24 protein-coding genes, 1 tRNA gene and 1 pseudogene are annotated in these 24,441 nt (G+C 63.6%); 16 read left to right on the top strand and 10 right to left on the bottom strand.

What is annotated here, in order from left to right:
* From VOI29_RS09130 to VOI29_RS09120, 3 genes are all read right to left on the bottom strand, one after another.
* On the bottom strand, nucleotides 1-792 hold a 792-nt coding region (locus tag VOI29_RS09130), incomplete at its 3' end, for a hypothetical protein (RefSeq protein ID WP_323778057.1).
* Between the two features lie 204 nt (nucleotides 793-996).
* A complete protein-coding gene (locus VOI29_RS09125) occupies nucleotides 997-1,194 on the bottom strand; it encodes a hypothetical protein (protein WP_323778055.1) in 198 nt (65 codons plus the stop codon).
* A gap of 114 nt (nucleotides 1,195-1,308) precedes the next feature.
* The gene (locus VOI29_RS09120) at nucleotides 1,309-2,670 is read right to left on the bottom strand and encodes an ammonium transporter (RefSeq protein ID WP_323778053.1); all 1,362 of its coding nucleotides are present in this window, start codon (nucleotides 2,668-2,670) and stop codon (nucleotides 1,309-1,311) included.
* On the opposite strand from VOI29_RS09120, the gene VOI29_RS09115 reads away from it, so the two are divergent.
* From VOI29_RS09115 to trpB, 5 genes are all read left to right on the top strand, one after another.
* Complete coding sequence (locus VOI29_RS09115; protein ID WP_323778051.1) at nucleotides 2,663-3,268, top strand: hypothetical protein; 606 nt, start codon at nucleotides 2,663-2,665, stop codon at nucleotides 3,266-3,268. The genes VOI29_RS09120 and VOI29_RS09115 overlap by 8 nt on opposite strands.
* Nucleotides 3,269-3,306: 38 nt before the next feature.
* Nucleotides 3,307-3,591 (top strand): integration host factor subunit beta, encoded by a 285-nt coding sequence (ihfB, locus tag VOI29_RS09110; RefSeq protein WP_024091416.1) that lies wholly within the window; start codon nucleotides 3,307-3,309, stop codon nucleotides 3,589-3,591.
* Entirely contained in the window at nucleotides 3,591-3,941 is a 351-nt protein-coding gene (locus VOI29_RS09105; RefSeq protein WP_323778049.1) for a LapA family protein, read from the top strand. Before ihfB ends, VOI29_RS09105 begins: the two co-directional genes overlap by 1 nt.
* Nucleotides 3,942-3,948: 7 nt before the next feature.
* Entirely contained in the window at nucleotides 3,949-4,602 is a 654-nt protein-coding gene (locus VOI29_RS09100) for a phosphoribosylanthranilate isomerase (RefSeq protein WP_323778048.1), read from the top strand.
* 500 nt (nucleotides 4,603-5,102) lie between these two features.
* On the top strand, nucleotides 5,103-6,362 hold the full coding sequence (trpB, locus tag VOI29_RS09095; RefSeq protein ID WP_323778046.1) for a tryptophan synthase subunit beta: 1,260 nt from the start codon (nucleotides 5,103-5,105) through the stop codon (nucleotides 6,360-6,362).
* A 77-nt stretch (nucleotides 6,363-6,439) separates the two neighbouring features.
* On the opposite strand, the gene VOI29_RS09090 is transcribed toward trpB, so the two are convergent.
* Both VOI29_RS09090 and ychF read right to left on the bottom strand, forming a co-directional pair.
* On the bottom strand, nucleotides 6,440-6,817 hold the full coding sequence (locus tag VOI29_RS09090; RefSeq protein WP_323778045.1) for a DUF2237 domain-containing protein: 378 nt from the start codon (nucleotides 6,815-6,817) through the stop codon (nucleotides 6,440-6,442).
* A gap of 174 nt (nucleotides 6,818-6,991) precedes the next feature.
* A complete protein-coding gene (gene ychF, locus VOI29_RS09085; RefSeq protein ID WP_323778044.1) occupies nucleotides 6,992-8,089 on the bottom strand; it encodes a redox-regulated ATPase YchF in 1,098 nt (365 codons plus the stop codon).
* Between the two features lie 205 nt (nucleotides 8,090-8,294).
* On the opposite strand from ychF, the gene VOI29_RS09080 reads away from it, so the two are divergent.
* The 7 genes from VOI29_RS09080 to VOI29_RS09050 all read left to right on the top strand — a co-directional run bounded on the left by VOI29_RS09080 (nucleotide 8,295) and on the right by VOI29_RS09050 (nucleotide 14,894).
* Nucleotides 8,295-8,792 carry an acyloxyacyl hydrolase gene (locus VOI29_RS09080; RefSeq protein WP_323778042.1) on the top strand — a complete coding sequence of 166 codons (498 nt, stop codon included), beginning with the start codon at nucleotides 8,295-8,297 and terminating at the stop codon, nucleotides 8,790-8,792.
* Between the two features lie 93 nt (nucleotides 8,793-8,885).
* Entirely contained in the window at nucleotides 8,886-9,677 is a 792-nt protein-coding gene (gene trpA, locus VOI29_RS09075) for a tryptophan synthase subunit alpha (RefSeq protein ID WP_323778040.1), read from the top strand.
* A 216-nt stretch (nucleotides 9,678-9,893) separates the two neighbouring features.
* Complete coding sequence (locus VOI29_RS09070) at nucleotides 9,894-11,060, top strand: alpha-hydroxy acid oxidase (protein WP_323778059.1); 1,167 nt, start codon at nucleotides 9,894-9,896, stop codon at nucleotides 11,058-11,060.
* Nucleotides 11,061-11,186: 126 nt separating this feature from the next.
* A complete protein-coding gene (locus VOI29_RS09065; RefSeq protein WP_323778039.1) occupies nucleotides 11,187-11,828 on the top strand; it encodes a 50S ribosomal protein L25/general stress protein Ctc in 642 nt (213 codons plus the stop codon).
* A 134-nt stretch (nucleotides 11,829-11,962) separates the two neighbouring features.
* Entirely contained in the window at nucleotides 11,963-13,204 is a 1,242-nt protein-coding gene (locus VOI29_RS09060; protein ID WP_323778037.1) for an FAD-binding oxidoreductase, read from the top strand.
* Between the two features lie 75 nt (nucleotides 13,205-13,279).
* Complete coding sequence (pth, locus tag VOI29_RS09055; RefSeq protein WP_323778035.1) at nucleotides 13,280-13,957, top strand: aminoacyl-tRNA hydrolase; 678 nt, start codon at nucleotides 13,280-13,282, stop codon at nucleotides 13,955-13,957.
* A gap of 16 nt (nucleotides 13,958-13,973) precedes the next feature.
* Nucleotides 13,974-14,894 (top strand): nucleoside hydrolase, encoded by a 921-nt coding sequence (locus VOI29_RS09050; protein ID WP_323778032.1) that lies wholly within the window; start codon nucleotides 13,974-13,976, stop codon nucleotides 14,892-14,894.
* Between the two features lie 254 nt (nucleotides 14,895-15,148).
* Here VOI29_RS09050 and VOI29_RS09045 read toward each other — a convergent pair whose 3' ends face one another.
* Complete coding sequence (locus VOI29_RS09045; RefSeq protein WP_323778030.1) at nucleotides 15,149-17,206, bottom strand: putative bifunctional diguanylate cyclase/phosphodiesterase; 2,058 nt, start codon at nucleotides 17,204-17,206, stop codon at nucleotides 15,149-15,151.
* A gap of 802 nt (nucleotides 17,207-18,008) precedes the next feature.
* Between VOI29_RS09045 and VOI29_RS09040 the strand changes: the two genes are divergently transcribed.
* Nucleotides 18,009-18,098, top strand: a tRNA-Ser gene (locus VOI29_RS09040).
* A gap of 216 nt (nucleotides 18,099-18,314) precedes the next feature.
* Here VOI29_RS09040 and VOI29_RS09035 read toward each other — a convergent pair.
* The 4 genes from VOI29_RS09035 to VOI29_RS09020 are packed head-to-tail and all read right to left on the bottom strand — an operon-like array spanning nucleotide 18,315 to nucleotide 22,531.
* Nucleotides 18,315-19,097, bottom strand: coding sequence for an arginine deiminase family protein (locus tag VOI29_RS09035; protein ID WP_323778028.1), 783 nt, complete (start codon nucleotides 19,095-19,097; stop codon nucleotides 18,315-18,317).
* 4 nt (nucleotides 19,098-19,101) lie between these two features.
* Nucleotides 19,102-20,706, bottom strand: a complete 1,605-nt coding sequence (locus VOI29_RS09030) for a 5-guanidino-2-oxopentanoate decarboxylase (RefSeq protein ID WP_323778026.1) — start codon at nucleotides 20,704-20,706, stop codon at nucleotides 19,102-19,104.
* Entirely contained in the window at nucleotides 20,703-21,887 is a 1,185-nt protein-coding gene (locus VOI29_RS09025; RefSeq protein WP_323778024.1) for a pyridoxal phosphate-dependent aminotransferase, read from the bottom strand. Before VOI29_RS09025 ends, VOI29_RS09030 begins: the two co-directional genes overlap by 4 nt.
* Nucleotides 21,884-22,531, bottom strand: coding sequence for a TetR/AcrR family transcriptional regulator (locus VOI29_RS09020; protein ID WP_323778022.1), 648 nt, complete (start codon nucleotides 22,529-22,531; stop codon nucleotides 21,884-21,886). Before VOI29_RS09020 ends, VOI29_RS09025 begins: the two co-directional genes overlap by 4 nt.
* A gap of 96 nt (nucleotides 22,532-22,627) precedes the next feature.
* On the opposite strand from VOI29_RS09020, the gene VOI29_RS09015 reads away from it, so the two are divergent.
* The 3 genes and pseudogenes from VOI29_RS09015 to VOI29_RS09005 all read left to right on the top strand — a co-directional run.
* Nucleotides 22,628-23,425 (top strand): ABC transporter ATP-binding protein, encoded by a 798-nt coding sequence (locus VOI29_RS09015; RefSeq protein WP_323778020.1) that lies wholly within the window; start codon nucleotides 22,628-22,630, stop codon nucleotides 23,423-23,425.
* A 38-nt stretch (nucleotides 23,426-23,463) separates the two neighbouring features.
* Nucleotides 23,464-24,228: a transporter substrate-binding domain-containing protein gene (locus VOI29_RS09010; RefSeq protein WP_323778018.1), complete on the top strand. Its 765-nt coding sequence runs from the start codon at nucleotides 23,464-23,466 to the stop codon at nucleotides 24,226-24,228.
* Nucleotides 24,229-24,237: 9 nt separating this feature from the next.
* A pseudogene (locus VOI29_RS09005) lies at nucleotides 24,238-24,441 on the top strand (ABC transporter permease); the annotation flags it as partial.

The raw sequence follows: 24,441 nt of genomic DNA, 5'->3' as shown, positions 1-24,441 counted from the left end.
GTTCAACTGGGTCAGCACCATGTTCCGTGGCTCGCTGACCTTCGAGGCGCCGATGCTGTTCGCCGTCGCCTTCGTGATCCTTTTCACCATCGGCGGTTTCTCGGATGCAGCGTTTCTTGGGCATTGGTTCTCTTGCCGCCAGAGTCTCAAGCCTTCCCAGATATCGGCTTGGTTGAGCGTAAATTGATACTCGTCATTGCGCCACGTCCGGCCTTCCATAGGCACCACCGGATCGGCAAATCCATGGATGTGCAGAATATTCGCGGGACCTCTGCATTCACTGGGCATCGGCTGCCAGAATCCACCTGCCGCCGGTGAATATGCAAGTGCAAAGTCAGGAGCATGGCAGGCCATGTCCCAAACCATCGAGCCGCCGCGGGAAAAACCGGTCAGCATCAAACGGTTTGGATCTACGCTCGCCCGTTCTGCGGCATCTTCCAGCACCTCTCTCAGAAATAGCGTATCGCGCCGGGGATATATCTGCCACCCGTCACGCACCGCCCAGTCGCTTGGTTTGCCCTCGCCCCAGGGCAATGCCGTGGGCGCAATCAAAGCGTATCCGCGTTCTGTGAAACCCTTCACGAAACCATCCCTGCCGATGATTTTGGCGCCGCTGCTGCCGTAACCGTGAAGATGCATGACTGCCGGTCCGCCTTGCCACCCATCAGGAACAGCAATGTGGTATTCTCCGGATTCTGTCCTGCAGGGCTGGCGCTTGCCGCCGCAGTCAAGAGCCAGCGCCTGACCGGCTGTCGAAAGCAGCGTGAAGATCAGTAAAAGCCGCGAAACCATCTTTTGCCCCCTTTGCAGTGCAAGCCTAGACGAGCGCATGCTGCGTTTTTCAGGATATCACAAAGCCGGGCATTTGGCTGATTTGGCCGAATAGTTCTACTTGTAGCCCAGGCGGAACCAGGTTCGAATACTGGTCCGCGCGGATGTCCGTCCCGCCCGCACAAAGGACTGGGGCAGCCACCGCTTCTGCCACCGAGGCCGCCCCTAGTGCGGCCGCACCGCCACCTGCACGACGCCTAGCTCCTTTTCCAGCTCTTGTAGTTTCTTCAGCTGGTCTTCGGGCAGGGCAGCGGTATTTGCCTCAACGCCGGCCAGCGCCACCACCGGGCTGCCGATGTCTTGTTCGAGGTTCTTGAGCGCCCTCAGTTTCTCAGCCTCAAGCGTGGCAAGCGGGTACAGCATGCTGGTCTCCGCTCTGTTGATGCGGCCGAGTATAGCAGATTCCGCCATCTTCAGGACCGCCAACGGAAAAGGCCCCGGCAGCTGCCGGGGCCCCTTCATGTAATTCAGGCGGGATCAGACGCGCTGCGCGCTGTCCGCGTGGGTGACGACATCCGGTTCCAGATCCCACAGCTTGCCGTCCAGCCCGTCGATCTGGTCGTCCTCTGAGACCCGCAGCCCCACAGTCCGCTCCAGAATGAAGGACAGCACCAGTGCGGTGACAACCCCTGTGCCGATGCAGACAGCCGTGCCCGCCAGTTGCATCACCAGCGAGATTTCCCCGTGCTGGAACGCATAGGCGCCGTCCTCAATCCCGAAATAGCCGCCGCGCGGGGTGCCGGCCTTGAACAGACCCAGCATGACCAGGCCGAGGATGCCGGAGCCCAGGAACAGCGGGAACAGCTTGTGCTCGTCGATGCCGCGCTTCAGCGTGAACTCATAGACCGCATAAGCGGCAAAGGGTGCCACCAGCCCGACGATAAAGGCCTGCCAGGGCAGGTAGACGTCAAAGCCAGATGCCCCGGCGACATAGCCGGCCAGCGGGCCAAGCAGGGTATAGGCGTATTTCCCTGTTGCATAGGCGATCAACAAGCCGGTGACCGCACCGCCTGCCCAGACCAGGGCGTAGTTGTTGATCGCGACGCCGACACTGGTATCGGCCATGGTGATGCTGACGGCCAGCGCTTCAGGGTCAAAGAAGAACAGGCAGGACAGGATCACCATCGGCAGACCTGCAAAGATCAGCAGCAGGCCGGGGGCGCACAGGCCGATGCTGGGGGCGAGATAGGCCGAGATCCGCGGATGCGGCGCCATCATGCCGGGGCGCGCACCCAGTTTCGGGGTGAACACCAGCGCCATGCCTGCGGGGAAAAGATAAACAAAGCCGACTCCGAAGAAGTCATGGAATCCGGCGTTGGTCAGCGGTCCGACCGACCCCCAGGTGGCCCAGCTCAAGGCCGAAGACACCACTGTCGCGACAATGCAGGTGATGAAATAGGCCGAGGCCTTCATCCGCTCCGACACCGCGAAATGCAGCAGGATGTTGATGATCCCGGCAAACACCGCCAGGAAGAAGATGAAGATCTGGAAGGTGTTCAGCCCCGGGAAGGTTCCTGGATCCGTATGATGCGCCATCGCATTGGTCAGGGCGCCGCCAAGCCACCAATCCTTGATGGAATCCATCATGGTTGCGCCTTCCATGATGTAATATTGCCCGGCCCACAGGCCAAATCCGATGATGTAGTAGGTGGCAAACCCCAGAAAGAACCCGAGCGTCTTTTCAATCGTCGAGTTGAAAAGATTTCTGCGCCGTGCAGTGCCTGCGTCGATCAGCAGCAGGCCCACAACGACCAGGATGGCGCCGACGACCCCGGAAGCGTACAGAATATTCTGTACCAGGGAATTCAGTGTAACTTGCTGTGCGTGTATCGTGCTCACGTCCAATAGCATTATTAGTTTTCTCCATGTTGGTTTGTCTTCCTGCCGGTTGTTTGCCACCAGCTTTGACAGGCCGGCTTTTGCTGCCGCCAAAGGGCAGAGCATGCCGGTTCGAATCGCACCAGACCGGCCGGTTTTTCGCTCGTGCCTGGTTCCAGGAAATGATGGCGGATACGAAGCGCTTTACAATAAAAAAATTTCACCTCGTGGAAATAAAGTTTCATATGCGGCATATGGGGCGGCCAGATGCCGCATCCCGCGTTGCCGGGCGGGTGAACGGCGTGGTTTCCTGCCGGCCTGGGCGGGTGGAATCGACCGGTCCCGGCAGGGGCCGCGGCGCAGGAAAGGCCGCACCGAAACGGCTTTCGCGCTGCTTGGTGCGGCCCGGCTGCCTGTGCGCTCCGGCGGCTGTCTACCGGCCCGAATCAAATTGGCGCGGCGCGACTGGCAGCGGACAATGCTGCGCCGCGGCGGCTGCCAGCTGCCCCGAAATGGCGGCCTCAAAGAGGAAATTCCGGTGAACTCCTGCCGATTTACCCGTCATGCGCGCGGCATTTTGTTCCCCCTTGCAAGAATTTTTCCTATACTCTCAGAATAATAGCCAGAACAGACCGGCAGCCTGGGAGGAAAAAGAACATGATCCGCTCTGAGTTGATTCAGATGATTGCAGACGAAAACCCGCACCTGTATCAGCGGGATGTGGAGAGGATCGTGAACACGGTGTTCGAGGAAGTGACCGATGCGATGTCGCGCGGCGACCGGGTTGAACTGCGCGGCTTCGGCGCCTTTTCGGTCAAAAAGCGGGATTCGCGGACCGGCCGCAATCCCCGCACCGGTGAAACGGTCCATGTCGAAGAAAAACATGTGCCGTTCTTCAAGACTGGCAAGCTCTTGAGGGACCGCCTGAACGGGAAAGCCTGATGCGTTACATTCGCTACGCGGTTCTGGGGGCTCTGGCCATCGTGCTGGTGTCGGTTGCCGTCGCAAACCGCTCTTTTGTCGAGCTGAAGCTGATGCCCGCGGCACTGGCTGAGCTTTTCGGGTTTAACTACACCATTGCGCTGCCGCTGTTTGCGGTGGTGCTGGGCGGGGTTGTCGCCGGGCTGGTGATCGGCTTCCTGTGGGAATGGCTGCGCGAGCACAAGCACCGCAGCGAAGCGGCGCAGAAGGCGCGCGAGGCGCGCAGGCTGAACCGCGAAGTGAGCAGGCTGAAAAAGCAGAAGAACGAAGGCAAAGACGAAGTCCTGGCGCTTCTGGAAGACGCAGGCTGACACCGCCATGACAGACATCCGGGTCAAGATCTGCGGGCTCAGCGCAGCGCAGGATATTGCTGCCGTGGCCGGGGCAGGGGCGGCTTATGCCGGTTTTGTGTTTTTTCCCAAGTCGCCGCGCAATGTCAGCATCGAACAGGCCGCAGCCCTGGCATTGGAGGCCCCGCCCGGCCTGTGCAAGGTGGCGCTGACCGTGAATGCTTCGGATGCCGAGCTTGATGCGGTCACAGCTGCGGTGCCGCTTGATATGCTGCAGCTCCACGGCAAGGAAAGCCCGCAACGGGTGGCAGAGGTGCGGGCGCGCTACGGTCTGCCGGTGATGAAGGCGGTTGGCATCGCCGATGCCGCCGACATTCCGCAGATTGCGCTTTATGAACAGGTGGCCGATCAGCTGCTGATCGACGCCAAGCCCCCCAGGGAGGCGGCGCTGCCGGGCGGCAATGGCCTGGCGTTTGACTGGCGCCTGCTGGCGGGGCGCAAATACTGGCAGAAACCCTGGATGCTGGCCGGCGGGCTCACCCCGGACAACGTCGCCGAAGCGATCCGCATGACCGGCGCCCGCCAGGTGGATGTCTCCTCCGGCGTCGAAACTGCGCCAGGGCAGAAAGACGCGGCGCTGATCGGCAGCTTCACCCGCGCCGCGCGCGCCGCCCGCGGCTGAGATCTGCGCGCCGCCGCCGCCGCCGCCTGTGTGCCGGACGGCGGGATTTGAGTATTTTTGAAAAGATGAAGATGCACAGGCCTGCGCTTCATCTTTTCACAAGTACTCACTGCGCAGCGGTGGCCCCCGGATGCCTCATCAGGGGTGTTGCGCCGCTTGCGCACGCTGCCCTCATCCCATCTTAAACAGCCTCTGCCATAGTCTCCCCGATCGCGGTCACCGCCGGGCCTGACACCCCCGGCATCCAGGAACAGGGCCCCAATCCTTGGGGCGTGCAGAGACATTGTTTAGCACCCGGGCGGATGCGCCCGCCCGCCTCCGCCTATTGGCGGCGCCGCCAACTTTATCCTCCTGATGGTCAGGACCGGCAGCAAGCAGCAGCAATCAGAAATTCCGGCAGGGCAGCGGCCTTCGCCGGATGAACCTGCTTGCCAAAGTCCTCTTTACCCGGCCTGCGGCGCGCTATAGTCATTGCGGGCGCTGCGAGAGAGGGAAGAACCATGGCCGACGATCTTTTCAACAGCTTCATGAACGGTCCGGATGAACAGGGGCGTTTTGGCATCTTTGGCGGGCGTTTCGTCTCGGAGACCCTGATGCCGCTGATCCTGAGCCTGGAAGAGGAATACAACCGGGCCAAGGATGATCCGGCCTTCTGGGCAGAGATGAAGGATCTGTGGACGCATTACGTCGGCCGCCCCAGCCCGCTGTACCACGCCGAGCGCCTCAGCTGCGAGCTGGGCGGCGCCAAGATCTATATGAAGCGCGATGAGCTGAACCACACCGGCGCCCACAAGGTGAACAACGTGCTGGGCCAGATCCTGCTGGCGCGGCGCATGGGCAAGACCCGGATCATTGCCGAAACCGGCGCCGGTCAGCATGGCGTGGCCACCGCCACCGTCTGTGCCAAGTTCGGCCTCAAATGCATCGTCTACATGGGCGCCCATGACGTGAAGCGGCAGGCGCCGAACGTGTTCCGCATGCGTCTCTTGGGCGCTGAAGTGATCCCGGTCACCTCAGGCCGCGGCACCCTGAAGGATGCGATGAACGACGCGCTGCGCGACTGGGTGACCAATGTGCGCGACACCTTCTATTGCATCGGCACTGCCGCCGGCCCGCACCCGTACCCGGCGATGGTGCGCGATTTCCAGTCGATCATCGGCAAGGAGGTCCGCTGGCAGCTGGCCGAGCAGGAAGGCGAAGGCCGCCTGCCGGACACCGTGATCGCCGCGATCGGCGGCGGCTCCAACGCCATCGGCCTGTTTCACCCCTTCCTGGATGACCCCTCGGTGAACATCATCGGGGTCGAGGCCGGCGGCAAAGGTGTGGATGACCGGATCCAGCACTGCGCGTCGCTGACCGGCGGCCGTCCGGGCGTCCTGCACGGCAACCGCACCTATCTGCTGCAGGACGACGACGGCCAGATCCAGGAAGGCTATTCGATCTCCGCGGGCCTCGATTACCCCGGCATCGGCCCGGAGCATTCCTGGCTGCATGAATCGGGGCGCGCCGAATATGTCTCGATCACCGACAAGGAAGCGCTGGAGGCCTTCCAGGTCAGCTGCCGCACCGAGGGTATCATCCCGGCGCTGGAGCCGTCGCACGCGCTGGCCCATGTGATGAAGATCGCGCCCAAGCTGCCCAAAGACCACATCATCGTGATGAACATGTGCGGCCGCGGCGACAAGGATGTGTTCACCGTCGCCAAGCACCTTGGGTTCGATATGTCCGATACCGAAGAAGGCCGCAGCTTCGAGGAATAACGGCGGCATCCCCGAGATACGAAAGGCGCCCTGCGGGGCGCCTTTCTTGTTGGCGGCCTTCACCTTCAGCGCGCCGCTCAGGCCGGGTCGGCGGCGTAGCTTTGCAGAACGCTCAGCGGCACAATCTCCAGCGCCCGCTGATGGGTCGCTTCCAGATGCACCTTGGGGGCGCAGCCCTCATCGGCCGCCTGCAGGAACCGCGCCGCGCACAGGCACCAGCGGTCGCCGGGCTGCAGGCCGGCAAAGCCGAACTCGGCCCGCGGGGTGGAGAGGTCGTTGCCGACATATTTCGAGAACGCCAGAAACTCTGCGGTGGTCACAACGCACACCGTGTGGCTGCCGTGATCCTCGGTGCAGGTGTTGCAATGCCCATCACGGAAGAAGCCGGTCACCGGCGCGGTGGAGCAGGGCGCCAGCGGGCCGCCCAGAACATTGATGCTGTTATCTTTTTCCATGCTGCACCTTGTCCATATCGCATGCGGGTTAATGGTAGCGCGATTGCGCTGCCGGTCCCGGTAATTCCGGCGTGAAGTGTCCGGCGCGCACAGGATTGCCCCGGCAGGCCGCAAAATGCAATCCGCCCGCCAGATGACCTGACGGGCGGATGAAAATCAGGCTGGCAACCCGGCTCAGGTGTTGAACAGGAAGTGCAGCACGTCGCCGTCTTTGACGACATAGCTTTTGCCTTCGGCGCGCATCTTGCCGGCTTCCTTGGCGCCTTGTTCGCCGTTGCAGGCGATGAAGTCGTCATAAGCGATGGTTTCGGCGCGGATGAAACCCTTTTCGAAATCGCCATGGATCACCCCGGCCGCCTGCGGCGCCGCGGTGCCGGTGCGGATGGTCCAGGCGCGGGCCTCTTTCGGGCCGACGGTGAAATAGGTCTCCAGATGCAGCAGTTCATAACCGGCACGGATCAGCCGGTCCAAACCTGCCTCTGCCAGCCCCATCTCCTCCAGGAACATCTGGGCTTCTTCCGCTTCCAACTGGCTGATCTCTTCCTCGATCTGGGCCGAGATGATCACATGGGAATTGCCCTGCGCCGCGGCCATTTCGGCCACTTTGGCGGACTGCGCATTGCCTTCGACCGATTCGGATTCGCCCACGTTGCAGACATAGAGCACCGGCTTGGTGGTCAGCAGCTGCAGCATCTTCCAGGCCTTGGCGTCCTCGGCGTCCACCTCGACCAGGCGGGCGGGCTTGCCGTCCTCCAGCATCGCCTGGGCGGCGGCCAGCAGGCGGTCCTGCTGCTGGGCTTCCTTGTCGTTGCCCTTCAGCTTGCGCACCAGATTGGCGCGGCGTTTTTCGATGCTTTCCAGGTCCGACAGCATCAGCTCGGTCTCGATCACCTCGGCGTCCGCGACCGGGTCGACACGGCCGTCCACATGGGTCACGTCGCCATCTTCGAAACAGCGCAGCACATGGGCAATCGCGTCGGTTTCACGGATGTTGGCCAGGAATTGGTTGCCCAGGCCCTCGCCCTGCGACGCGCCTTTGACCAGGCCGGCGATGTCGACAAATGTCATCCGGGTCGGAATGATCTGTTTGGAGCCGGCAATTGCTGCCAGCTTGTCCAGACGCGCGTCCGGCACACCCACTTCGCCCACATTGGGCTCAATCGTGCAGAACGGAAAATTGGCCGCCTGCGCCGAGGCGGTTTTGGTGAGCGCATTGAACAGCGTCGATTTGCCAACATTCGGCAGGCCGACGATTCCCATCTTAAAGCCCATACCGGCCTCCTGATACCACTTGGGAGCCGCTTCTAGGCAGCATTGGGCTTGCGCGCAAGGCAAGGATGGCTGACAGAGGTGCCGCAATCGCCCTCTGTGCGCTGCCGCACAGGGAGCCTTCCAGTTGCTTTTTCGTGAGGTGGCTAGGAAAATCAGCTAGTAAAAATATCTTAGGTAAAGAAAATAAAATTGCGAGGGGCAAGAAATGAAACAGACAGCTTTGCTGGCAGCAGCGTTCTGTGCTGCCACTGCCATGCCTGCCGCAGCCCAGGAAGTGACGCTGGGGCTGGGCCATTCCAATTATTCCCGTGCGGGGTCCGAGGACAGCGCGCTGTTCGCGGTCGAGTATCTGCACGCGCCGTTCCACGAGGGGCGGCTGCTGTCGGCGCGGTTCGGGGCCGCGCTGGAGGTGCAGGAGGCCGGCGATGTATTCGCCGGTGTCGGCATCAGCGGCGTGATCGGCCTGAACAACGACTGGTTCATCGAGACCAGCGTGATGCCCGGGGCCTATCACGAAAGCTCGCAGGGCAATGATCTGGGCTCCGGCTTTGAAATCCGCAGCCTGCTGGCGCTGGGTAAACGGTTTCACAATGGCAAGGCGGTGTCGCTGGCGCTCAGCCATAAATCCAACGCCTCGACCGCAGATCAGAACCCGGGCGTGAATTCGCTGTCGCTGCGCTGGCACATTCCGCTGGGCCGCTGAGCGGTGCATTCCCGGGCCTGCACGCGGCCCGGGATTGATTTCCCGCGCAATATTCGGCACATCATGGCGGAAACCTGAATAAAAGGCCCGCCCATGACCCGCATTGATGCCAAATTCGCCGACCTGAAAGCCGCCGGAAAGAAAGCTTTTGTCACTTATGTGATGGCGGGCGACCCGGACTATGAAACCTCACTTGAGGTGGTGAAGGGATTGCCGGCCGCGGGTGTGGACATCATCGAGCTGGGGCTGCCGTTTACCGATCCGATGGCAGACGGGCCAACCATTCAGCTGGCCGGGCAGCGGGCGCTGGACGGCGGTATGACGCTGGAGCGGACGCTGCAGCTGGCCGCCGATTTCCGCAAAGGCGATGACACCACGCCGATTGTGCTGATGGGCTATTACAACCCGATCTACAACCGCGGCGTGGACAAGTTCCTGGAGGATGCCAAGGCCGCGGGCATCGACGGGCTGATCGTGGTCGACCTGCCGCCGGAAGAGGATGGCGAGCTGTGCATCCCGGCGCAGAAAGCGGGGCTGAACTTCATCCGGCTGGCCACCCCGACAACCGACGATGCGCGCCTGCCCAAGGTGCTGCAGAACACCTCGGGCTTTGTCTATTACGTGTCGATCACCGGCATCACCGGCGCGGCCGAGGCCGAGGCCGGCGACGTCGGCCCCGAGGTGGCCCGCATCAAGGCGGCCACCGATCTGCCGGTCATCGTCGGCTTTGGCATCAACACGCCGGAGAAGGCGGAGAAGATCGCCTCGGTCGCGGATGGCGCCGTGGTGGGCAGCGCGATTGTCAGCCAGATTGCCGCGGAAAAATCCCCGACAGAGGTGCTGGCCTTTGTGAAATCGCTGGCGGACGGCGCGCATCGGGGCTGAGCCTTCTCCAAGCAGAGCATAGGGCAGCGTCCGACCCTGGGTGGGTGCTGCCCGGAGTGCCGCCGGGCGGACCCTCGTCGGCACCGCAAATCGAACTTTACAAACCGCGCCTCCGGGCGCGGTTTTTGCGTTTCAAGCCTGCGGCAACGGCGTCGTTGCCTTTTCTGGGGCTGATTGGTAAAGAAACTTTACCAAATGAAAGCGGGAGAGACTCCGGTGCCGGTGATCACCAATATCGACGACCTGAAGCGCATCTACGAACGCCGCGTGCCGCGGATGTTTTACGATTATGCCGAAAGCGGCAGCTGGACCGAGCAGACCTTCCGCGAGAATACCTCGGATTTCGAGCAGATCCGCCTGCGCCAGCGGGTGGCGGTGGACATGGCGGGGCGGACGACCGCCAGCCGGATGATCGGTCAGGACGTGGCGATGCCGGTGGCGCTGGCGCCGGTGGGGCTGACGGGCATGCAGCACGCCGACGGCGAGATCAAGGCGGCGCGGGCGGCCGAGGAGTTCGGTGTGCCTTTCACGCTGTCGACCATGTCGATCAACTCGATCGAGGAAGTGGCGGAGGCGACCTCCAAACCGTTCTGGTTCCAGCTTTATACCATGAAGGACGAGGATTATATCCGCCGCCTGATCCAGCGGGCCAAGGATGCGAAATGCGCGGCGCTGGTGATCACGCTGGACCTGCAGATCCTGGGTCAGCGCCACAAGGATCTGAAGAACGGCCTGTCCGCGCCGCCGAAGCTGACCCCGAAAACCATTGCCAACCTGATGACCAAATGGACCTGGGGCCTGCAGATGCTGGGCGCCAAGCGGCGCAATTTCGGCAATATCGTCGGCCATGTGCAGGGCGTCTCGGATACCTCGCAGCTGGGCGTCTGGACGGCCGAGCAGTTCGACCCGTCGCTGGACTGGGGCAAGATTGAAAAGCTGATGGAGATGTGGGGCGGCAAGGTGATCCTGAAGGGCATCCTGGACGCCGAGGATGCCCGCATGGCCGCCAAGCTTGGCGCCGACGCCATCGTCGTGTCGAACCACGGCGGGCGGCAGCTGGACGGGGCACTGAGCTCGATCCGGATGCTGCCGGAGATCATGGATGCGGTGGGGGGAGACGTCGAGGTGCATCTGGACAGCGGCATCCGCTCCGGCCAGGACGTGCTGAAGGCGCTGGCGCTGGGCGCCACGGGCACCATGATCGGGCGCGCCTTTGTCTATGGGCTGGGCGCGAGGGGCCAGAAAGGCGTCACCGAGGCGCTGGAGGTGATTCGCAAGGAGCTGGACACCACCATGGCACTGTGCGGTGAACGCTCGGTCGGGGCGCTGGGGCGCCATAATCTGCTGGTGCCGCAGGATTTCGGCGGCTGCTGGCAGGAATAACGCGGCCCCGCCGCCGGGCAGGGGGCTTTGCCCCTTCCCATATTCCGGTTTCCGGTCTATAGGCACGGCTTCACGCGGGGTGACAGCCTTGGAGGCACCCCGCCCTAGATATATTGGAGAATAGACATGGCAAAAGAGATTCCTGATCTCGTCGCCGAAGTACGTGCGGGGACGGGCAAGGGCGCCGCTCGCGCTGCGCGCCGCGCAGGCATGGTACCGGGCGTTGTTTACGGTGGCGACACGGATCCGGTTGCGATCCAGATCCCGTTCAACGTGCTGCTGAAAAAGCTGAAAGCGGGCCAGTTCAAGTCCACCCTGTGGAACCTGAAGGTTGACGGCCAGGAAGACGTGCGGGTGATCTGCCGCGACGTTCAGCGCGATGTGGTGAAGGACCTGCCGACCCACCTCGACCTGATGCGTCTGCGCCGCACCTCGAAAGTCAACCTGTTCATCCCGGTTGAGTTCATCAACGAGGAAGACGCCCCCGGCATCAAGAAGGGCGGCATGCTGAACGTGACCCGCCCCGAGGTCGAGCTGGTTGGGACCGCCGGCGACATCCCCGAAAAGCTGGTTGTCGATCTGGCAGGCCTGAACATCGGTGACGTTGTCACCATCTCGTCGATCGAGCTGCCGGCCGGCGCCAAGCCGACCATTGACCGCGACTTCGTGATCGCCAACATCGCCTCCCCGGGCGGCCTGACCGCGTCTGATGACGAAGACGGCGAAGGCGAAGAAGCCGAAGCCGAAGCAGTGGCTGCCGAAGAATAAGAACCTCACCCATCCGGGTAAGGTTGGCGGGCTCCCATCGCGGGGGCCCGTTTGCGTTTGAACGGCGCAGCAAACGCGATTGACTTTCCGCCGTGCCAGTGTCCCATTCCGGTCAAGAGGCAGGAGGGAGACAGATGGCGGATTATGATATTGCCGTTGCGGGCGCGGGCGCCGTGGGCGTTTGCACCGCGCTGTGGGCGCAGATGCGCGGGCATCGGGTGCTGCTGGCGGATCCGAACCCGCCGGGATCCGGCACCAGTTACGGCAACGCCTGCACCTTGGCGACCTATGCCTGCCTGCCGGTGAATGACCCGTCGGTGCTGACCTCCCTGCCGCAGCTGATGTTCTCCAGGGACAGCCCGCTGTCGCTGTCTTTTTCCCACGCGCTGTGCAATCCGCGCTGGATGCTGTCCTTTCTTGCCAATTGCCGCGCAGCACCCTCGCGCCGGATTGCTGCCCATCTGGCCGATCTGCTGTCGCATGCCGACGCCGGGATCAATCCGCTGATCGAGGCCGCAGGCGCCCAGGATCTGGTGGTGGAGCGCGGCCAGCTGTCGGTCTGGTCCACCGCAGCAGCGGCCGAGGCTGCCACCGCGGGGCTGGAGCACCGCCGCAGCCTGGGCGTGCCCTGGCGCGAGGTGGCGCCGGATGACGCGCTGGAAATGGAGCCGGGCCTGCGGCTGCCGGTCAAACGCGCGGTGCATTTCCATGCCGCCCGGCATCTGCGCGATCCGCTGGACTTCATCACCCGGATGCACCAGGCCTTCACGGCGCTGGGCGGTACAACGCTGACAGCGGCGGTTGTGGCGGTAAAGGCCTCTGCCACCGGGGTGGAGCTGCAGGCGGAGGGCCAAAGCCTGACCGCGAACCATGCGGTGATTGCCAGCGGTGCCTTTTCCGGGCGGATCAAGGGGGCGGGGACGGAGCAGCTCCAGTTGGGGACCGAGCGCGGCTATCACCTGATGTACAGGGATCAGGCGCAGCGGGTGACCCGGCCGGTGGGCTGGTCCGAGGCCGGGTTTTACGCGGTGCCGCACGCGCAGGGGCTGCGGCTGACCGGGACGGTCGAACTTGCAGCGCTGGACGCGCCGGCAAATCCGCGGCAGCTGGCCTATATCGCCCGAAAGGGGGCAGAGATGCTGGGGGCGCTGCCGGAACCGGACAGCAAATGGCTGGGGTTCCGCCCGACAATGCCGGATTCGCTGCCGGTGATCGGGCGCAGCCCGCAGTCGGACCGGGTGATCCATGCCTTTGGCCATCAGCATATCGGCCTGACCCTGGGCGGCATCACCGGGCGGCTGGTCGCGGATCTGGCGGAAGGGCGGCAGCCCAACATTGATCTGGCGCCATTTGCAGCGGACCGGGCCTATGGCTGAGCGGGCAGGCACCTCTGGATTCCGGGCGCCGGATAGGGCATTACCCGGGTTTACAGCAACGCAGACGGGCATGTTATGAAACTCTTTGTGGGGCTGGGGAATCCCGGTCCGAAATACGAGCGCAACCGCCACAACATCGGCTTTATGGCGCTGGACCGGATCGCCGCGGACCACGGGTTCAGCCCTTGGAAGGTCAAGTTTCAGGCAATGATCTGCGAAGGAAGCCTCGGCGGTGAGAAGGTGCTGCTGCTGAAGCCGCAGACCTTCATGAACCTGTCCGGCCAGTCGGTGGGCGAGGCGATGCGGTTTTACAAGCTGACACCGGCCGATGTGGTGGTGCTGCATGACGAACTGGACCTGGCTCCGGGCAAGGCGCGCATGAAGCAGGGCGGCGGCCATGCCGGCCACAACGGTCTGCGCTCGATTCATTCGCATATCGGCGCCGACTATGCGCGGGTGCGGCTGGGGATCGGCCATCCGGGCCACAAGGACGCGGTGGCGGGCTATGTGCTGCGCGATTTTCCCAAGGCGGATGAGGGCTGGCTGGACGATGTGATGCGCGGCATTTCAGACGGGGCTGCGGAATTGGCCAAGGGCGATGGCGGCAAGTTCATGAATGCGGTTGCGCTGCGCGTCGCGCCGCCGCGCAGCTCTGCCGCCAAGCCGAAGGCGGAAGCGAAGAAACCGGTCCAAGACGAGCCGGCGCCCGACACCCGTTCCGCGATGGAAAAGCTGATGGACAAGTTCAGATAACCCGGGAGACAGGCTGATGGTGAAACTGATTATCGACACCGATCCGGGCATCGACGATGCGATGGCGATCTTCTATGCCGCTGCGGCGCCGGATATTGAGCTGCTGGGGCTGACCACGATCTTCGGCAATGTGACCACCGCCACCGCTACCCGCAACGCGCTGCGGCTGCTGGAGGCCGCCGGGCTTGATGTGCCGGTCGCTGCAGGTGCCGCTGCGCCGCTGGTGCTGCCGCCGTTCACCCCCTCGGCGCATGTGCATGGCGCGGAAGGCTTTGGCGATATCCCGGCGGCAGCGCCCAAGGGTGCACCGCTGGACGAGGACGCCGCGGAATTCCTGTGCCGCATGGCGCGTGAGCACAAGGGCGAGCTGGTGGTCTGTCCGATCGGCCCGCTGACCAATATCGCGCTGGCAATGCAGAGCGACCCGGAGTTCATCGGGAACGTCAAATCCATCGTGGTGATGGGCGGCTCGCTGGAAGAGGGCGGCAATATCACCGGCCATGCCGAGGCTAATATCTATCATGACCCGCATGCTGCGGACGTGGTCTGCCAGGGCGGGGACAAGGTGGTGTTCGTCGGGCTGGACGTTACCCACCGGATCCTGTGCCGGCCGGAGGATTTTGCCGCCATCGCCGCCAAATCGCCGCAACTGGGCGGCATGCTGCAGCAGATGTCGCATTTCTACCTCAAGTTCTATCTGGAGGTCGCGGGCAAGACCGGCTGTTCGCTGCATGACCCGGCGGCGGTGATCGCCTGCACCCACCCGGAGCTGTTCGGGATGCGCAATGTGCCGCTTGCGGTGTCCTGCGAGGGCGAAACCTCAGGTGCGACCCTGGCTGCAGCGGACAGCGGCCGGGCGCCGGTCAAGGTCTGCATGGCGGTGGAGGCGGACGAGGTGAAATCGCTGTTTCTGCGGCGCTTGGCCTTGTTGCCGTAAACCGGGCGCGGACTTGCGGCCGCAGCCCGGGTGTTTCTCTTTGCGGATCCTGCCGGAACCAGCCTGATGCTGTGATCAGGGGCAACCGTAAAAACAAGGTGCGCTGCTCCGCGGTCGGGGGCAAGCTTGCGTTCGCAGCTGGCGGCCTCACGGTCTGGTGCGATCGGGAAATGGTCCGGGTGCCGCTGCCGGCCGGCAAGCGCGGCCGGCAGCCGGGAGACAGGCCGGTATCGCCTGTCAGCCCTGGGCCGGCATCATGCCCGCTTGGGCTGGGTGGCGTCGAGGTCCTGCCACGCGATCAGCCGCATTTCGCTTTGGCTCATGGGGCGGCCAAAGTAAAACCCCTGCACCGATGTGCATTTCTCTTCCTGCAAGAAAATCAGCTCGTCTTCTTCCTCCACACCTTCGGCAAGGACGGGTATCTTCAAGGCCGCCCCCAGCAGCAGTGTCGAGCGGACGATTGCGGCGCTCTGCTCATTCTTATGGACGCCGCGCACGAAACTGCGGTCGATCTTGATCTTGTCAAAGGGGAAGGTCTGCAGGGTGGCAAGCGATGAATAGCCGGTGCCAAAGTCGTCCATCGCGATCCGGACGCCGTAGCTTTTCAGCTGATGCATCACCTTCAGGGTATGGGCCTGGTCGTCGATAATGCTGGATTCGGTGATTTCCAGCTCCAGCCGTTCGGGCGACAGGCCGGTCTCCAGCAGAATATCCATGACATCTTCGACAAATGAGGGCTGCACGAGCTGCTGCGGGGCGACGTTCACAGCCACCTGGTAGGGATGCGGCCAGCTTGCTGCCTCGGTGCAGGCGGCTCTCAGTACCCAATGCCCGATTTCCCGGATCAGGCCGGTCTCCTCGGCAATCGGGATGAATTCGGCCGGTGACACGCGGCCACGCGTCGGATGGTTCCAGCGCAACAGGACCTCGAAACCGAGCGGATCCAGCGTGTTCAAGTCGTTCTGCAGCTGATAGGCCAGTTCAAACTGGCCGCCAGCGCCGGCTTGGCGCAGATCATGAACAAGCTGCAGCTTGTCACGGCTCTGACGGTCCATTTCCTCGCTGAACCGGCAGATACTGGCGCCGGGCTCGGATTTGGCCCGGTACATCGCCAGATCGGACTTATGCAGCAGGTCCCGCGGATCGCGGCCGTCCGTCAGGCTGGTGGCAACGCCGATAGCTGCGCCAACCCGCACCGAAATATGATCGAGGTCGATCGGGTCGATAATGGACGCGTGGAGGCGCTCGGCAAAGGCCAGCACCTGTTCAATCCGCCGGAAGCCCTGCTTGACCGCCACGAATTCGTCACCGCCAACCCGCGCGATGTGCTCGTTCGGACCCTGCTGGCTGGTCAACCGTCCGGCGACGGCCTGCAGCACCTTGTCCCCGACGGCGTGCCCATGCAGGTCGTTAACCTCCTTGAACAGGTTCAGGTCGATGGTGAGAATCGCGGCGCGCTCGGTCTTGTCGGCCTGCAGGCGCTGGTGCAGGCCGGTCAGATACTGGGTTAGCCACATGCGGTTCGGCATCGATGTGAGCGGGTCATGCAATGCGGCGTGTGCCAACTGGTCGCGTGCCTCGCTTTCAAGGTTGGTCTCGATGCTCGCGGACGCAAAGCCGACCAGCAGGATGAGCCCCATGACGCCGAAAATCAGCATGCCCATGGTGGTGTCGGAGATGACTTTCTGCGGTACCTGGATCAAGGGGCTGAGACGGACTTCGATCGCGCTCATGCCGGTGAAATGCATCGCACAGATAGCACAGACCAGCAGGGCCGAAGCAATGATCCAGTTCCGCCGGTTGCGGTTACTGCGAACGATGAAGCGGTAGCCGCAAGCTGCCAGGCCGGTGCCGGCCAAGACCGACGCGGCCAGATATTCCGGCGCCCATTCAATGGCGCCGGGAAGCAGATAGGCTTGCATCCCGGTGTAATGCATGGCGGACACCGCGAGGCCAAACGCCGCGCCGGCGGCAGATGCGGTATACCCTCTCTGTCCAAAGGCAAGAATGGAGTTTGCGATCAGCACGCCGAGCACGGCAATCAGCAGTGAAACCCCGGTGACCAGCGGCTCGTAGCCAGTTTCAAAGCCAGGCTCATAGGCCAGCATGGCGATGAAATGGGTGGACCAGATCGTTGCGCCGGCAATCATGCTGGACAACCCCAATTGAACCAGCCGCCGCCGCCCGCTGGTGCCATTCAGCCGGCTGGTCAAGCGCACGGAAAGACTCGCCCCGACAACGCAGACGAGAGCTGCCACCGCAACCAGCCCATAGTTGTGCTGCAGCGTGATACAGTCCAAAATTCGGTACATCAGAAGCCTCAAAAAAAATGTCATTTAAGGCTCAGTCATTTCATCGAAAGCTTAACGAAAAACAAACCGGATCCAGTGCTGAACGCCGATAAATAACTGCATTTTCTTAGTTTTTTTGATTGTCAGTTGGATTGGATGCAGCGGAAAACGGCTCAGAACCATGCCCGGCGGTTGGCGGCCATGCAGCCGGTGTCAAGTCCTGCAGTTGCGCCAGGGCCAGGTGGGCCGTAAGCGCCTCGACGATGCCCTTCCGCCGCCCTGACGCAGGCTGTGCAGGTCCTGCTGTTGAAGGAGGCAGGACAGGACGGCAAAATGGACCTCGCCTTGGGCCGCTCAACAGAGGGCAGGGCGGGCAGAACCGGGTTTTTGGTAGGGCGGTCAGGCCGGCGTTTCCGAAGCCGGCGCGGACTTCACCCAGCCCGAAACGCCGCAGCGGCGCCGGGAAAGCGAAAGCTCTGCAAGCGCCGCAGTGCCGGAAAATCCGGCACCGGCCAGCCGTGCCCGCCAGGGTAAGGATCCGCTGCTGTCATGGCGGGAGCTCCTTCTGGCGGGGAAATCGCCTCGTCCTTCGCGTCACGGAAATCTGAAAAAAGGGCGTGCTGAAGCGCGGGAACCGCGCTCGCGACGCTGGGACCGGCGTGGCCCCAAGGCGCGAAGCCGCGTGAGGAAATTGACAGAAACCTTCCCGCGACCGGTGCTTTCGGGGGGCCGATTTGGTGGTCAGCAGGCTTTCGAGTCGGATCTCAAAAAAGTTCGTTTTTCGCCTTGTAAGCCCTGAGCTTATGCGGATATACGGGTCAGCGGAGACGTGGCCGAGTGGTCGAAGGCGCTCCCCTGCTAAGGGAGTAGGCCCGGAAGGGTCTCGAGGGTTCGAATCCCTTCGTCTCCGCCAGAAACCTTGTTTCTGGTCCCTGACCGTGCGAGATGCCCATAGAAAGCCCGGCATCTGGTTCGAAACCACCCACAAGATTTGCAGGGCAAAATGCGGGGTGAAGTGTGGATGGCTCGTCGTCAGATCATAGTGCGTGGTAAGCAGTCCGCCCCAGGGGGCCGCGCAGCCTGGCTGGCCGCCGCTGCGCGGAAGACGGACGGGCCGCCGACGCCGGGATCAGAAGCGCAGGGAGAGGCAGGACATGCCGCCGTCCAGTTTGGCGCAGTCGGTGTTGTCGATCTCGACGACCTCGTAACCTGCCTTGTCGAGCATTTCGGCGGTGCGCGGGAACCCTGCTGCCATCAGCACCAGATTGTTGAACCGGATGGCATTGGCGGCCGCTTCCTCGCCCTCGGCGACATGCAGCACCCGGTAGCCTTCGAAGCAGCCTGAAGCCTCCAGGCGTTTGGTGGACAGGATTGTCTCGGCGTCCATCAGCGAGCAGTCGGTCTTGAAGTGCAGCACGCCTTCGGGGGTGAAAACTTCGCGCAGGCAGTGGCCCCATTCGGCGGCAATCGCGGCCAGTTCGGCGACGCCTGCGGCATCAGTGCGGTCGGACCGTCCGACCAGGATTTCGCTGCCGGTCACCAGGATGTCGCCGCCTTCGATATGGCCGGGGCCTTTGATTTCGCGGACATTTTCGTAGCAATCGCGCAGTGTCGGTGCCATTTCAGCCACTTCGCCCAGCCGCGATGGCGCGCCGGGGCGCATCAGGATGGCGCCCTGGGGCAGGCACAGGGCGGTGTCCTCAACGAACTGGGCGTCGGGGAAGGCGACCAGCGGCGCCAGCTCGATCACCTCGGCGCCGGTACTGCGCAGGGCGGCGACATAGGCTGCGTGGGCGGCGAGCATGCTGTCCAGATCCGGGTTGCCGATGTCCTCGGCCCGCAGGCCGTTGGCAATGGTAGAGGCAGGGCGGCGGGTGATGGCCCGGCTGAACTCAAAAGAGGGGTTCTGCATGAGGTTACTCCTGACCCGGAACAGGTCCGGTGATGTCGATTTCAAGAATGGACGGGGTGCCGCTGCTGTTGGCTGCGGTAAGGGCGGCAGCGATGGCCTGCGGGTCCATCGGCGCACGGGAGCAAGGGATGCCGAAAGAGTGCGCGGCGGCAGCAAAGTCCGGCGGGGAGGGGTTGCAGCCGACGATGGGAACGTTCACCGCCTCCATCGAAGTTGCGATCTCGCCATAGCCGCGGTTGTTCCAGATAACGAAGGTGACGGGCAGGTTTTCGTCCGCGGCGGCCATGATCTCGGGCAGCGAGAACTGGGCGCCGCCGTCGCCGGCGATGCAGATGACCGGGATGCCGGGGGCTGCGATGGCGGCTCCGATGGCGGCGGGAATGCCATAGCCAAGCGCGCCGTAGCCGGTGGCGGCATTGAACCAGCCGCCGGGGCGGTCGTGGTCGTAGTAGAGGTTGCCGGCATAGATCGGCTGGGTGGAATCGCCTACCATAAGCGCGCCCGGCACCGCTGCGCGCATGGCGTTCAGCACTGCGACCTGGGCGCGGTAGTCGGGGCCGATTTCCTCAAATGCGGCGGCGCGGGTGTGTTCGGCACGTTCGGGGCCCTTGGCTTGCTTCGGCGCGCCGGTGAGCATGGTCAGCAGCGCGGCGGCGGCCTCGGCGGCGGATCCCGGAACTGCCAGTTCCGTATCATGCCGGGCCAGCTGATCCGGGCAGATGTCCACGCGGATCAGCCCGGCCATCCGGGGCAGGCTGCCGGTTGCGTACATGTCGTAGTCGGTTGGGCCCAGCTCGGTTCCCAGCGCTAGCACGCAATCCGCCTCTTCGATCAGACCGCGGACGGCCTGCAGGCTGGGGCTGGCCGGAACTGTCAGCGGATGGCCGTGCATCAGGCCGCGGGCGTTAACCGTCTGCACCACCGGCGCGTCAAGGTGTTCGGCCAGGGCCTGGAGCTCTGCGCCTGCCGTTTTCGCGCCGCCGCCGGCCAGGATCACAACTTTGGCGGCTGCCGAAAGCCTGTTTGCCGCCTGCGCGATCAAAACGGGGTCCAGCCGCGGCCGGGCGGCGCGCGATGCGGCCGCGCTGTCCTCAGAGGCGGTGCCGGCCACGTCCAGCGGGATCTGGATATGGGTGGGGCCGGGGCGGCCTGCGGCGAAAGGGGCAAAGACGCGGTCCAGCGCTGCGTCCAGGTCTGCGGGGGCGGCAACATGTTCCGAGGTCAGCGCCACGGTTTCCGCCAGCGCGTGCTGGTCCGGCAGCTCGTGCAGGTGGCCGTGGCCCTTGCCGAGCGTTGTGCCGGCATTGACGCCGGAGACCACCAGCATCGGCACCGAATCCGCTCGCGCCTGGGCCATCGGGGTCAGCGTGTTGGTGAGGCCAGGGCCGGTGATCACAAAGGCGACGCCGGGCTGGCCGGAGATCCGGGCATAGCCGTCGGCCATGAAGCCTGCGCCCTGTTCGTGGCGCGGGGTGACGTGACGGATGCCGGACCCGGCAAGCCCGCGGTACAGCTCCACCGTATGCACGCCAGGGATGCCGAACACGCAGGTGACGCCGCGTTCCTTCAGACCCGCCACCAGGGCCTCGCCTACTGTTGCCTTGGTCATGCGACGCTCCTGGTCTTGCGGTTTGCGTGGGCGGTGATCCGGTCCAGCGCAGTGGCAAAGCTGCCGTCATCGATGGTGAGGGCAACACGCACCCAGTTTGTGAGGCTGTCGCCGAAGGCGGAGCCGGGCATGACGGCGACGCCGCTGTCCAGCAGATCCCAGGCATAGGCATCACCGTCCATGCCGGTGGCGGAGACGTCGATCAGAGCAAACATGCCGGCCTTGGGACGGTGGACACGCAGTTCGGTTTCGCCGTGCAGCCGCTGTAGCAGCAAATCGGTGCGGGCGGCAAAACGGGCAGCCATGCCGGGTGCCACCGGGGAGCCATCGCGCACGGCCTTTTCGGTCATGTCGGCGATGAAGGGCTGGTTGCCGAACAGCATGGTTTCCGACACCGGCAGCAGCGCGGTGCAGAACTCGGCCGGTCCGGCGCACCAGCCGCTGCGGAACCCCGGTGCGGCGTGGGATTTGGAGATCGAGGAGACTGCGATTACCCGGTCTGCGAGCGCCGGATCAGAGAGCGGCGAGACAAACTCCGCCCCCTCGAACACCAGATGCTCGTAAACCTCGTCGGAAAGGATCCAGAGGTCATGCTTGAGGGCCAGTTCACCGATTTCGCGCAGGTCTTCGGCGGTCAGGATGGCGCCCGTGGGGTTGTGCGGGGTGGTCAGCAGGATGGCACGGCTGCGCGGCGTGATGCGCGCGGCCAGGTCGCTGGCCTGCATCCGGAAACCGGCCTCAGGCCGCAGCGGCACCGGCACCATCTCCGCACCCGAGGCGCGGATGACGCCCTCGTACGTGGCATACATCGGGTCGCCCACCAGCACCTCGGTGCCGGGTTCCGCAACGCCCTGCAGCACCGCATAAAGCGCAGTCTGGGTGCCGGGGAAGCAGAGGATGTTCTCCGGCCCGAAATGACGCCCGCGGCTGGCGGAATAGGCGTCGGCCAGTGCGGCGCGCAGGCGGGTCTCGCCGCGGCCGTCGGAATAGCCGGTGCGGCCTGCCTGCATCGCCCGCGCGGCGCTTTCAATCAGGTCCGGCGGGGTGGGCACATCCGGCTCGCCGATGGTCATCTCGACCAAATCGGCCCCCGCTTCGGCCAGCTGCCGTGCTTTCAGGTGGACTTCCCATTTGCCGCCGCCCAATCCGGCCAGCCGTTCGGTAATTGCTGTCAGCCTCATGACGTTTCAGCCCCTTGTTCCAAATTCAATCCTGTCATTGCGGCAACCGATTGCCGTCCGATCTCTTCCAGTTCCCCCGGTGCGAAAGCGTCGGGCAAAGCGCCGCCTTCCAGCCACAGCCCGTCGATCAGCGCGTTGCAGGCAATCGCCAGCTGGCGCAGCCGCGCGGGCGGGGCGGGGCGGCCCGCTTCTTCCAGTGCGGCGGTGATCAGCGCCTGCAGCTGGTCGCGGAAATAGGCATAGGTGCGTTCGTGCGTTGCCTTCATCTGCGGATCCTGCTGCACCTTGTTGAGGAAGCTGGCCCAAAGCGCGATGGCGCGCGGATCCACCACCGGCGGCGTCAGCGAGGCCGTCACAAAGGCCGTGAGCCGGGCCAGTGCCGACCCCTGAACACCCGATGCCGGAGCAAATGTCTGATCGCTCATGAAGGTCATGTGGTGTTCATAAGCGGCGGTGATCAGCTCTTCCTTGGAGCTGAAGTAATGCCGGATCAGACCCTGGGTCACGTCTGCGCGTTCGGCAATTCCCCGCACCGTTGCCCCGCGCACGCCGTTTTCCGCCACCAATTCCAGTGTGGCCAGAATCAGCGCTTCCTTCCGCGCTTCGGCGGATTCGCGTTTGAATTTGCGGCGCTCGTCGGTCACCTCAGCTCCTGTTTTTGCCTGGCAGAGAAATTATACGCTTGCATAATTACGCGAGTCGCGGCTTACTGCAATCGGAAAATTCGGGAAGACGCAAGAATGGACACAGCCGCTGCTGCCTCATCAGCTTTGGAAACTGACGCGCGCCGCGAGGCGATCCGGGTTGAGGATCTGCACAAGTCGTTTGGCAATCTGGAAGTGCTGAAGGGCGTGTCGCTGACCGCCCATCAGGGCGATGTGGTGGCGATCATCGGCGGCTCCGGTTCGGGCAAATCGACCATGCTGCGCTGCATCAACTTTCTGGAAACGCCGAGTTCGGGCAAGATCGTGATCGGCGGCGAGGACGTGGTGATGCGCAGCGATGGCACCCCTGCCAATCAGAGGCAAATCGAACGCATCCGGACCAAGCTGGCGATGGTGTTTCAGCAGTTCAACCTTTGGACCCACCGGACCTTGCTGGAGAATGTGGTCGAGGTTCCGGTGCATGTGCTGAAGGTGCCCAAGGCGGAAGCCATCGCCCGCGCGCATGAGTTGCTGAACCGCGTGGGCCTGGGCGGCAAGGAAGATACCTATCCCGCCTATCTGTCAGGCGGTCAGCAGCAGCGGGCCGCGATTGCCCGGGCGCTGGCGGTGGACCCGTCGGCGATGCTGTTCGACGAGCCGACCTCGGCGCTTGACCCGGAACTGGTGGGCGAGGTGCTGACGGTGATCCGCGATCTGGCTGCCGAGGGGCGCACCATGCTGCTGGTGACACATGAGATGAAATTCGCCCGCGAAGTCGCGAACCACGTTGTCTATCTTTACCAGGGCCGCATCGAAGAGCAGGGGCCGCCTGCCGAGGTCTTTGGCAATCCGCAATCAGAGCGGCTGAAGCAATTTCTGAGTTCGGTCGCCTGATCCACTACCACCAAAATAAAAACAACTGGGAGAAGAAGATGAAACTGAAAGCATTGCTTGCCGCCGGGGTTGCTGCCGCAGCCCTTTCCGCCGGTGCCTCTGCTGCGGAGCAGGTCAAGATCGGTATTGCCGCGGAACCTTACCCGCCGTTTGCCTCGCTCGACAGCTCGGGCAACTGGACCGGTTGGGAGGTCGAGGTAATCGGCGCGGTCTGCGCCGCGGCAGAACTGGATTGCGCGATCACCCCGGTGGCTTGGGACGGCATTATCCCGTCGCTGACCGGCCAGCAGATCGACGCCATCATGGCCTCGATGTCGATCACTGAGGAGCGGCTGAAGACCATTGATTTCAGCGATGCCTATTACAACACCCCGGCGGTGATCGTGGCGGATAAGTCGATGGACATCGCACCGACGCCGGAGTCGCTGGCAGGAAAAGTCGTTGGCATCCAAGCCTCGACCATCCACCAGGCCTATGCCCAGGAATACTTCAAAGATGCCGAGCTGAAGGTCTATCAGACCCAGGATGAAGCCAATCAGGATCTGTTTGCGGGCCGTATCGACGCGACCCAGGCGGACAGCATCGCGATGGCGGATTTCGTGAACTCCGACACCGGCAGCTGCTGCGAGATCAAGGGCGCGGTTGCGGATGATCCGGCAATCCTGGGCCGCGGTGTGGGCGCGGGCGTGCGCAAGGGCGACGATGCACTGCGCGAGGCGCTGAACAAGGGCATTGCGGCGATCCTGGCCGACGGCACCCACGAGAAGATCACCGCCAAATACTTCACCACCAGCATCTACTAAGGCGCTGCTGTGACCGGACTGTTCGAATTACTGGGCCTTGGCGCCAGCGCGGAGCTGCTGTCGCTGTCGGGCTGGGGCGGCAATCTGCTGCGCGGGCTTGCCAACTCGCTGCAGATTGCTTTTGGCGCCTTTGGACTGGGGCTGGTGATCGGGCTGTTCGGAGCCTATGGCAAACTTTATGGCGGGGTGGTCACGCGCGACCTTCTCGCCATT

The sequence above is a fragment of the Leisingera sp. genome, assembly GCF_034669605.1.
Classification (GTDB): domain Bacteria; phylum Pseudomonadota; class Alphaproteobacteria; order Rhodobacterales; family Rhodobacteraceae; genus Leisingera.
This window is presented reverse-complemented; position numbering and strand designations above follow the sequence as displayed.

Excerpts from the sequence above, each read along its gene's own strand:
- VOI29_RS09125 (WP_323778055.1), bottom strand. The coding sequence starts at position 1,194 with ATGCTGTACCCGCTTGCCACGCTTGAGGCTGAGAAACTGAGGGCGCTC.
- ihfB (WP_024091416.1), top strand. The coding sequence starts at position 3,307 with ATGATCCGCTCTGAGTTGATTCAGATGATTGCAGACGAAAACCCGCAC.
- VOI29_RS09105 (WP_323778049.1), top strand. The coding sequence starts at position 3,591 with ATGCGTTACATTCGCTACGCGGTTCTGGGGGCTCTGGCCATCGTGCTG.
- VOI29_RS09100 (WP_323778048.1), top strand. The coding sequence starts at position 3,949 with ATGACAGACATCCGGGTCAAGATCTGCGGGCTCAGCGCAGCGCAGGAT.
- trpB (WP_323778046.1), top strand. The coding sequence starts at position 5,103 with ATGGCCGACGATCTTTTCAACAGCTTCATGAACGGTCCGGATGAACAG.
- VOI29_RS09090 (WP_323778045.1), bottom strand. The coding sequence starts at position 6,817 with ATGGAAAAAGATAACAGCATCAATGTTCTGGGCGGCCCGCTGGCGCCC.
- ychF (WP_323778044.1), bottom strand. The coding sequence starts at position 8,089 with ATGGGCTTTAAGATGGGAATCGTCGGCCTGCCGAATGTTGGCAAATCG.
- VOI29_RS09080 (WP_323778042.1), top strand. The coding sequence starts at position 8,295 with ATGAAACAGACAGCTTTGCTGGCAGCAGCGTTCTGTGCTGCCACTGCC.
- trpA (WP_323778040.1), top strand. The coding sequence starts at position 8,886 with ATGACCCGCATTGATGCCAAATTCGCCGACCTGAAAGCCGCCGGAAAG.
- VOI29_RS09065 (WP_323778039.1), top strand. The coding sequence starts at position 11,187 with ATGGCAAAAGAGATTCCTGATCTCGTCGCCGAAGTACGTGCGGGGACG.
- VOI29_RS09060 (WP_323778037.1), top strand. The coding sequence starts at position 11,963 with ATGGCGGATTATGATATTGCCGTTGCGGGCGCGGGCGCCGTGGGCGTT.
- pth (WP_323778035.1), top strand. The coding sequence starts at position 13,280 with ATGAAACTCTTTGTGGGGCTGGGGAATCCCGGTCCGAAATACGAGCGC.
- VOI29_RS09050 (WP_323778032.1), top strand. The coding sequence starts at position 13,974 with ATGGTGAAACTGATTATCGACACCGATCCGGGCATCGACGATGCGATG.
- VOI29_RS09045 (WP_323778030.1), bottom strand. The coding sequence starts at position 17,206 with ATGTACCGAATTTTGGACTGTATCACGCTGCAGCACAACTATGGGCTG.
- VOI29_RS09035 (WP_323778028.1), bottom strand. The coding sequence starts at position 19,097 with ATGCAGAACCCCTCTTTTGAGTTCAGCCGGGCCATCACCCGCCGCCCT.
- VOI29_RS09030 (WP_323778026.1), bottom strand. The coding sequence starts at position 20,706 with ATGACCAAGGCAACAGTAGGCGAGGCCCTGGTGGCGGGTCTGAAGGAA.
- VOI29_RS09025 (WP_323778024.1), bottom strand. The coding sequence starts at position 21,887 with ATGAGGCTGACAGCAATTACCGAACGGCTGGCCGGATTGGGCGGCGGC.
- VOI29_RS09015 (WP_323778020.1), top strand. The coding sequence starts at position 22,628 with ATGGACACAGCCGCTGCTGCCTCATCAGCTTTGGAAACTGACGCGCGC.
- VOI29_RS09010 (WP_323778018.1), top strand. The coding sequence starts at position 23,464 with ATGAAACTGAAAGCATTGCTTGCCGCCGGGGTTGCTGCCGCAGCCCTT.